This window comes from Saccharomonospora iraqiensis subsp. iraqiensis, from assembly GCF_000430445.1.
Taxonomy (GTDB): Bacteria; Actinomycetota; Actinomycetes; order Mycobacteriales; family Pseudonocardiaceae; genus Saccharomonospora; species Saccharomonospora iraqiensis.
This window is the reverse complement of sequence record NZ_KE387109.1, coordinates 16,322-23,822: the sequence shown is the minus strand read 5'-3', so window position 1 is coordinate 23,822 and position 7,501 is coordinate 16,322. Positions and strand designations below refer to the sequence as shown.

The window sequence follows — 7,501 nt, the reverse complement described above, 5'->3', positions numbered from 1 at the left end:
CGTGCCGTCGTGGGCACCTCAGCCGCGCGCGGGCAGCTGCTCCATCGTCATCTTGAAGTGCCGCAGGATCGGCGGCGCGTCGGCCACCCGGTACCGCGCGACCCGCTCGGGGTGCTTCGCGATGTCGGCGAGGACGTCGGCGACGTACTCGTAGTGCGCCCGGGTGTAGGTGCGCCGCGGCAGCGCCATGCGCACGAGCTCGAACGGCGCGGGCGCGACGAGGTTGTGCCCCTCGTCGAACTCGCCGAGGTAGAGCGAGCCCAGCTCCACGCACCGGATGCCGCCCGCCAGGTACAGCTCGCAGGCCAACGAGTGGCCGGGGAACTCGTGCGGCGGGATGTGCGGCAGCAGCCTGCCCGCGTTGAGGTAGAGGGCGTGCACCCCGGCGGGCCGCACGATGTCCACGCCCGCCTCGTTGACCAGGCCCGCCAGCTGCTCGGCCTCGCCCGCCCGCGCCCGCAGGTAGTTCGGGTCGAGCACCTCGCGCAGCCCCTGCGCGACGCGGTCGAGGTCGTGCGCGGCGAGCCCGCCGTAGGTACGGAACCCCTCGGTCGCGATGATGTTGACCTCGCAGCGCCGGGCCAGTTCGGCGTCGCGCACGCCGATGAAGGCGCCCATCGGCGCGATGGCGTCCTTCTTCAGGCTCGCCACGCATCCGTCGGCGAGCCCGAACGCCTCCCGCGCGACCTCGGCGGGCGAGTGCCCGCCGTACCCGGGCTCGCGCCGGGTCACCAGCCAGGCGTTCTCCGCGAACCGGGCGGCGTCGAGGAAGAACGGCACGCCGTAGCGGTCACACAGCGCGCGGACGGCGCGCAGGTTGGCCATCGACACCGGCTGCCCACCGCCACCGTTGTTGGTGATGGTGATCAGCACCTGGCCGACCCGGTCGCCCTCCGGGCCCGCGAGCGTGCGCTCCAACGCGTCCAGATCGACGTCGCCCTTGAACGGCTCGTCGCTGTCCAGGTCGGCCGCCTCCGGGCAGGGCAGGTCCCGGGCCTCGCAGCCCAGCAGCTCCACATTGGCGCGGGTGGTGTCGAAGTGGGTGTTGCTCAGCGAGATCCGTCCCGCCGACAGCGTGGCGGAGAACAGCACACGCTCCGCGGCACGTCCCTGGTGGACGGGGAACACGTGCTCGAACCCGGTGAGTTCGTCGAGCGCGGCGCGGAACCGGTAGTACGACTCCGACCCGGCGTACGACCGGTCGGCCGCGGCCGCGGCCGCCTCCTGCGCCGCGGAGACGGCACCGGTGCCCGAATCCGTCAGCAGGTCGATCGTCACCGCGTCCGCGGGGAGGTTGAACGCGTTGTACCCGGCACGGGCCAGCGCCTGCTCACGCTCCGCACGGGTGGTGATCGGGATGTCCTTGACCACCTGGATGCGGTAGGGCGGGAACGATTTCACGCTTCCTTCTTTCCTCGTGTGCTCTTGGTTGCCCCGCCCGGCCCGTGCGCTCAGAGCGCGGTCCCGGGCGCGGGGACGTCGTAGGCCTCCGACGAGAGGTAGACGGTGGTCCCGGTGCCGTACCGGCCGAGCCGCAGCGACACGTGGGCGAGCAGCCCGACGCCGTCGGCGAGCGGCCGCCGGGAGACCGCGCGCAGCGCCGCGTCCAGTGTGGACGCATCCGCACCGTGCCGTTCCAGGAAGGTCCGCACCCGCTCGCGGGCCACCGCGTCGTCGTGGACGTAGCTGCGGACGGGCAGGTAGAGGCTGTAGTTGGCGGGTCCGTCCGGTGCGGCCTCCACGAAGGAGTAGCTGGACACGAGCGGACGTCCGGTGAACGGCCCGGTGTCGCCGCCCAGCACCTCGCAGAACTCCCGGATCCGCTCGGGCTCCACCCCGACGACGGCCTTCGCCGCCCGCTCGGCGTCGTCGGAGGTGGCCGCGTCGTGCGAGATGTAGAGCTTGACCCGGGACAGCGGGTCGTCGTCGAGGTCCACGGCGAAGAACGAGAACGTGTCGGCGTCCCCGCGCACCATGGCGTTCTGCGTGGCGGTGTCGTAGGCGTCGTGCAACCCGAGCCGACGGAACGCCTCGGCGACCAGCTCGGGTGCCCGTTCGGGGCCGCGCACGGCCGGGTTGAAGTACACCTTGAGCTTGGCCGCCCCGTCCGGGCGGAAGATGAGCGAGTACCAGAACGCGAACGTGCCCTGCGGCTCCTCCGGCAGGAAAAGGTCCGCCAGGGTGTCGAACCGCTCGGTCGGGATACCGAGGGTCGCGCTCGTGCGGTCGAGGAACCGCCGCGCCGCGGCCACGTTCTCCGCCGCACCCGGTGGCTGCCCCACGGTCTCCCCGAGGATGCGCACGGCGCGGTCCCCGCTGTCGTCCAGGGCGACGGAGAACTCGACCGGCGTGGCGTCGTCGGCGACGTCCGTCGGCCAGGCGGGGCCTGCCGACAGCGGACGCCCGCCCGCGGGCCCGAGCAGTTCCCGCAGCAGCGTTACCGGCCGGGTGTCGTCGGTGAACCCGTTCCCGGCGCAGAGTGCGCGCAGCTGGTCGCGGGTGTGTTCGAACAGGGTCGGGTCGGCAACGCTCACGTTCGCTCCAACAGGCCTCGGCATCGGCTGACTCCCACGCGCCCGGTGCGGCTCCCGTGGGCAAACGAAGATCAACATAACGGGCGTTTCACTGGAGGGGATAGCGCTACAAGAGTGATCTTGATCAGCCCGCGATGATCACTCTCGGGTCGTCGCGGAAGCCCGCTAACGGCCGCCCGCCCCGCCCGCACTCGTCCGTTCCGGTGCCACCGGGGTGATCCGGGTAACGGCGACGAACCCGGCCCCGACAGGAGGGGCACGTCACCTTCCGACCCCGGACTCCGCGACAGGGGAGGAAGACCAAGGCCCGTCCGTGGGAGGACAGACACGCCCCACCTGACGACACCCACGGATCGCCCGGAATGGGCGCCTCAGTCACCGACGCACGGGGTCATGGCCACGTACAAAGCAATCACGTCGAGCACGGCAGTAACCCGGGCACTCGCCGAGGCACCGTGGTCAGATCGCCGGGCCGATGGAATTGGGCGACGGATGCCGGTGGGCAGACAAATCGCGGGTGGCGATCTCTCTGGCGCGGGAGAACGGGGTGGCGTCCTGCATGTAACCGGCGGTGACGACCGCGCCGTCGAGCAGCATCATCCATCGCGCTGCGATGTGGTCGGAGGCTTCGACACCGGCGTTGGTCAACAGTTCGGCAAGGTAGTCGGTCACGGCCGACTTGTGGGCGGCCACACGGGCCTGGAGGGGGTCGTCGGGGTCGGCGATCTCGGCCATGGTGTTCAGAAAGGCACATCCCCGGAAGTGGGACTGCTCGGCGTGCTCTGCCACGGCGTCGAACACCGTCGATGGATCGCCACCCAACTCCGCTACCCGGGTGCGCAGCCAGGTGCGGTACTCGACGTCGTAGTCATCGAGCATCGCGGCGACGAGGTCGTCCTTGCTGTCGAAGTGCCGGTAGAACGACGCCCGCCCCACTCCTGAAGCCTCCAGCAGGCGCTCCACGCCCACTGCGCGGACGCCTTCGGAGTAGAAGAGTTCCCTGGCCGCAGCCAAGAGCCTTTCTCGCGCTCTCACTGCCATGCGGCCCAGGGTAGCGCCGCTTGACACGAAATGGAACCGGTCGGTACCGTCCAACCATATGGTACCGATCGGTTCCATTTTGGCACTGAGGGGCACGATGTGAAGGGGCGGACTGTGGGGGACATCGATCAGAGAACAGCGCAGGTCGGAACGCGGCGCCTACCGGCCGGGGTGTTCGTACTCGCTCTGGGAGTGTTCGCTGTCGGCACCGGCGAGTTCGTACTGGCAGGTCTCATCCCGTTACTGGCTGCCCGATTCAGCTTGAGTGTCGCCGCCGCAGGCCAGGTGGTGACCGTGTTCGCGATCAGTTGTGCCGTCGCGGCTCCGATCACCACGACGTTGACCGCGCGGTGGCCACGAAGGCAGGTGCTGCTGGCGGCAGGCACCCTTTACCTCGTGGGCGCGGCCGCCACAGCGGTGGCGCCCACTTTCGCGATCCTGTTGGTCGCGCAGGTGGTCGCCGCTGTAGGCACGGGCATGTTCATCCCCAATGCCTCGGTGACCGCTGCCGGGCTGGTCCCCGAAGCCGACAGCGGGCGTGCGATAGCGGCCGCGGTGACCGGTTTCACCCTCGCAGTGGCCTTCGGGGCACCGGCCGGCACCGCCGTCGGTGCCGTGTTCGGCTGGCGGGTCACCATGTGGTTGGCGGCAGCAGTGGCCGCGCTCGGAGTGGTCGGGATCGCCTGGCTCATCCCGCGCGGCGGGATCACCACATCCGATCCGGGTGGGCTTCGGGATCGGCTGGCGCCGCTGGGGAACCGGCGAGTACTGGCGCTGCTGGCCACGACCCTGGTGGCGTTCACCGCCGTCTACATTCCTTACACCTATATCAGCGCGGTGTTCTCCCCTGCTACCGGCGGGGACGGGGTACGCCTCGCACTACTGATAACCACGCTCGGGATCGCCGGCGCACTCGGCAATCTCGCCGCCGGGCGCCTGGCCGATCGCCACGGCGGCTCCGCGGTCGTGCTCGTCGCACTCCTGTGGCTGATCGTCAGCTTCGCGATCATCGCAATGGCCCAGACCACCTACGCATGGTCGCTTGCCGCGATCGGGTTCTATGGCATCTCCGCATTCGCCATCACGACCCCGCAACAACACCGGCTCATCACCCAAGATCCCCAACGAGCTTCGGTGCTCCTGTCGCTGAACCAGGCACTGCTCTACCTTGCCATCGGCGCCTCCGGAATCGTCGGCGCAGCCGGTATCCGAACCGTGGGCGCGGAGCATGTGATCTGGATCGCCGCGATACTCGCCGCCCTCGCGATCGGACTCTCTGCATTCGGCCGACCGGCTCGCGGTCCCGCAGTCGGACCGGCCGACGGTTGACCGGCAGGACGCCCGAAACGCCGGCAACCACGCACGAAGGATCGAGCGCGCCGCTCGCCGCTGTCCCGACCGGCACGATTTGAGTCCCAGGCCATCTCACCGAATTGGAACTGATCTTCGAGGTGGACGAACCGTCCGAACATGCGATCGAGACACTCGATGAGCACCATGACGCACTCGTGGAAATTCACGGCTCGACAACCTCGCGGACTGTCACCGCACCGGCGCGACACCTCTCGCGCCGGCAAAGGGGACCAGCCCGGTACTACCCCGCTCAAACGCGGAGGACGCCGTCCCCGGCCCAGATTGCCTCAGCCCTCTTCAGACTGACGGTTGTTGGTCGAGCAGCCCGGCGGGGTCGGCGCTGTAGGCGACCATCCAGCTGGGGTCGATGCGATACCACACGTTTTCGTCGCAGAACGGTTCGTCGCCGTCGTAGTGGTTGACGAGGTAGTCGCGGACGGTCGGCCAGCTCGGATCGCTGCTCGTCCCCTCGGGGTTCAGCGGAACGGCGTGTCCATGCGCGAAAACGCCGAGCTGCTCGCCGCGCATGAAGGTCGCGCTGATGCCGGGCCGCGCCGCGAGATGACGGGCCTTGGCGGCCCGGCGGTCGGTGCCGAAGATCCAACGGCCGTGCAGGAGGTGCCCGTCGGCGCCGCTGATGCGTGGCTCACCGCGCCGGGTGACTGTGGCGATGGCCAGGGTGCACATGCCTTGGCAGACTCGGACAACCTGCTCGGCGTCCAGGGTGCTCTCACCTGGCCGGATGATCGATTTGAGGTGGCTGCTGGAGTCGGCCAGAGAGGTGTCGAGCAGGACTTGGAGGCTGTGAAGCTCATCGGGAGTTTCGAACATCCGGCTAGTTCATCAGCTCCCACCGACAGTGTCGACTCAGTGCGCAGTCGCCGACCGGACGTAGGCGAGTCGGTCGCAGCGGCGCCGGTCCCGGAGATGTTGCCGGCGAAGGTGAGCCGGTCGAGGACAGTGGTGGGCCGCCTGGGACTCGAACCCAGAACCTATGGATTAAAAGTCCACAGCTCTGCCATTGAGCTAACGGCCCGTGGCCTCAGAGTCTAACGACGGGGTGCCGCGCCCGGCACAGCAGGCGACCGATCGAGGATCACCCCCGGCGGTGGGACCGACCCCGCTGGTCACCCCCGACCCCGAGGTGGAGCCGCGCATGAGGACGCGGTCCCGACGGCACGATGTGCCACCGGGACCGCGTGGTGGGTTCCTCAGGTCAGCACTTGCTGCAGCATCCGCAGCTCGGACCGGTGCAGGAACCGCAGCATCCACAGTTACTCATGGCAGTCACCCCTTCGAACGCGGTGGTCGCGCCGACTGTCCACGCTAGGTGACACAAGCGCGGTGCAGCACCACTACCAGGGTGAACCGGGTGGTATCGCTCCGTGACGGTCATCGACCGACCCTCCGATGCCGGTCGACTGACAGATGCCGCGTCCGTTGCCGTCTCCCTAGCGTCATCGCCATGACGAACACGACAGCGCACACCAGCACCGACGCAGCGGCCTCCGCACCCGAGACCACAGCACCCGCGACCACCGACCCCACGTACGCCGACACCGACCTGCCACGGCTCGTCGTCCTCGTCGGCAGCACCCGCCGTGGGCGCTTCTGCCCCGTCCCCGCCGACTGGTTCGCCGCCGAGGCGCGGGCACACGGCGCCCTCTCGGTCGAGGTCCTCGACCTCGACGGGTTCGACCTGCCCCAGTCCCTCGACACCACCCCGGACGTCACGGCGCTCGGCGAACGGCTCGCGGCCGCCGACGCGTTCGTCGTGGTCACCCCCGAGTACAACCACAGTTTCCCGTCCGCCCTGAAGACCGCGATCGATCACTACCACGGCGAATGGCAGGCCAAGCCGGTCGCTTTCGTTTCCTACGGCGGGATGGGCGGCGGGCTGCGCGCGGTGGAGCAGCTGCGGCTGGTCTTCGCCGAGCTGCACGCCGTCACGATGCGCAACACCGTCAGCTTCCACAATTACCCGACCGTGTTCGGCGAGGACGGCACACCCGCGGACGCGGCCTCCGCGAGCGCGGCGGCCAAACAGATGCTGGACCAGCTCGCCTGGTGGGCGGTCGCACTCCGGCGCGCCCGTGCCGAACACCCGTACTCCGCCTGAACACGACCGGACGCGGACGTAGAGACCATCATCCGTGCCGGTGAACGACCCTTGACTTCGACAATACTCGAGGTTCGATGCTGGGGTCATGCGAACCACCGGCACCCTGTTCGGCCGTGCGGAGGAGCTGTCCACTCTGCACGGACTCGTCGCCGATGCCCGCGCCGGACGCGGGGGCGCCCTCGTCCTGAAGGGGGAGGCGGGCATCGGTAAGACGACCCTGCTGGACGACGCCGTCAGCGCGGCCACCGGCGGCGGGCTCACCGTCCTGCGCGGCACCGGCCTCGAACCGGAGTCCGGACTGCCGTTCGCCGGTCTGCACCTGCTGTTGCGGACCGTGCTCGACGCCGTCGGGGACCTCGAACCGGAGGACGACGCCCGGGTGCTGCGGCGCGCGCTGGGCACGGACGGCGAGCGGACCCCGCGCACCGGCGGGGACGCCCCGGTCGGGCAG

At 69.6% G+C, this 7,501-nt stretch carries 7 protein-coding genes and 1 tRNA gene; 3 read left to right on the top strand and 5 right to left on the bottom strand.

The annotated features are described in order from the left end of the window. Nucleotides 1-18: 18 nt before the first annotated feature. The 3 genes from ACTIR_RS0115825 to ACTIR_RS0115815 all read right to left on the bottom strand — a co-directional run bounded on the left by ACTIR_RS0115825 (nucleotide 19) and on the right by ACTIR_RS0115815 (nucleotide 3,575). Nucleotides 19-1,401 (bottom strand): tryptophanase, encoded by a 1,383-nt coding sequence (locus ACTIR_RS0115825; protein WP_026455011.1) that lies wholly within the window; start codon nucleotides 1,399-1,401, stop codon nucleotides 19-21. A 50-nt stretch (nucleotides 1,402-1,451) separates the two neighbouring features. After that, complete coding sequence (locus ACTIR_RS0115820; RefSeq protein ID WP_034240439.1) at nucleotides 1,452-2,558, bottom strand: tryptophan dimethylallyltransferase family protein; 1,107 nt, start codon at nucleotides 2,556-2,558, stop codon at nucleotides 1,452-1,454. 435 nt (nucleotides 2,559-2,993) lie between these two features. After that, nucleotides 2,994-3,575: a TetR/AcrR family transcriptional regulator gene (locus tag ACTIR_RS0115815; protein WP_026455009.1), complete on the bottom strand. Its 582-nt coding sequence runs from the start codon at nucleotides 3,573-3,575 to the stop codon at nucleotides 2,994-2,996. A gap of 114 nt (nucleotides 3,576-3,689) precedes the next feature. Between ACTIR_RS0115815 and ACTIR_RS0115810 the strand changes: the two genes are divergently transcribed. Next, nucleotides 3,690-4,904: an MFS transporter gene (locus ACTIR_RS0115810; protein ID WP_233345924.1), complete on the top strand. Its 1,215-nt coding sequence runs from the start codon at nucleotides 3,690-3,692 to the stop codon at nucleotides 4,902-4,904. Nucleotides 4,905-5,225: 321 nt separating this feature from the next. Here ACTIR_RS0115810 and ACTIR_RS0115805 read toward each other — a convergent pair whose 3' ends face one another. Beyond that, the gene (locus ACTIR_RS0115805; RefSeq protein WP_026455007.1) at nucleotides 5,226-5,759 is read right to left on the bottom strand and encodes a pyridoxamine 5'-phosphate oxidase family protein; all 534 of its coding nucleotides are present in this window, start codon (nucleotides 5,757-5,759) and stop codon (nucleotides 5,226-5,228) included. 130 nt (nucleotides 5,760-5,889) lie between these two features. Continuing rightward, nucleotides 5,890-5,964: transfer RNA gene (locus tag ACTIR_RS0115800), tRNA-Lys, on the bottom strand. A gap of 429 nt (nucleotides 5,965-6,393) precedes the next feature. Between ACTIR_RS0115800 and ACTIR_RS0115795 the strand changes: the two genes are divergently transcribed. Next, complete coding sequence (locus ACTIR_RS0115795) at nucleotides 6,394-7,047, top strand: NADPH-dependent FMN reductase (protein WP_026455006.1); 654 nt, start codon at nucleotides 6,394-6,396, stop codon at nucleotides 7,045-7,047. A gap of 88 nt (nucleotides 7,048-7,135) precedes the next feature. Continuing rightward, the coding region (locus ACTIR_RS0115790) for an AAA family ATPase (protein ID WP_026455005.1) at nucleotides 7,136-7,501 on the top strand (366 nt) is incomplete at its 3' end.

What these genes read in the sequence shown, in the direction of transcription:
- ACTIR_RS0115795 (WP_026455006.1), top strand. Translation starts at nt 6,394, where the DNA reads ATGACGAACACGACAGCGCACACCAGCACCGACGCAGCGGCCTCCGCA.
- ACTIR_RS0115805 (WP_026455007.1), bottom strand. Translation starts at nt 5,759, where the DNA reads ATGTTCGAAACTCCCGATGAGCTTCACAGCCTCCAAGTCCTGCTCGAC.
- ACTIR_RS0115815 (WP_026455009.1), bottom strand. Translation starts at nt 3,575, where the DNA reads ATGGCAGTGAGAGCGCGAGAAAGGCTCTTGGCTGCGGCCAGGGAACTC.
- ACTIR_RS0115820 (WP_034240439.1), bottom strand. Translation starts at nt 2,558, where the DNA reads ATGCCGAGGCCTGTTGGAGCGAACGTGAGCGTTGCCGACCCGACCCTG.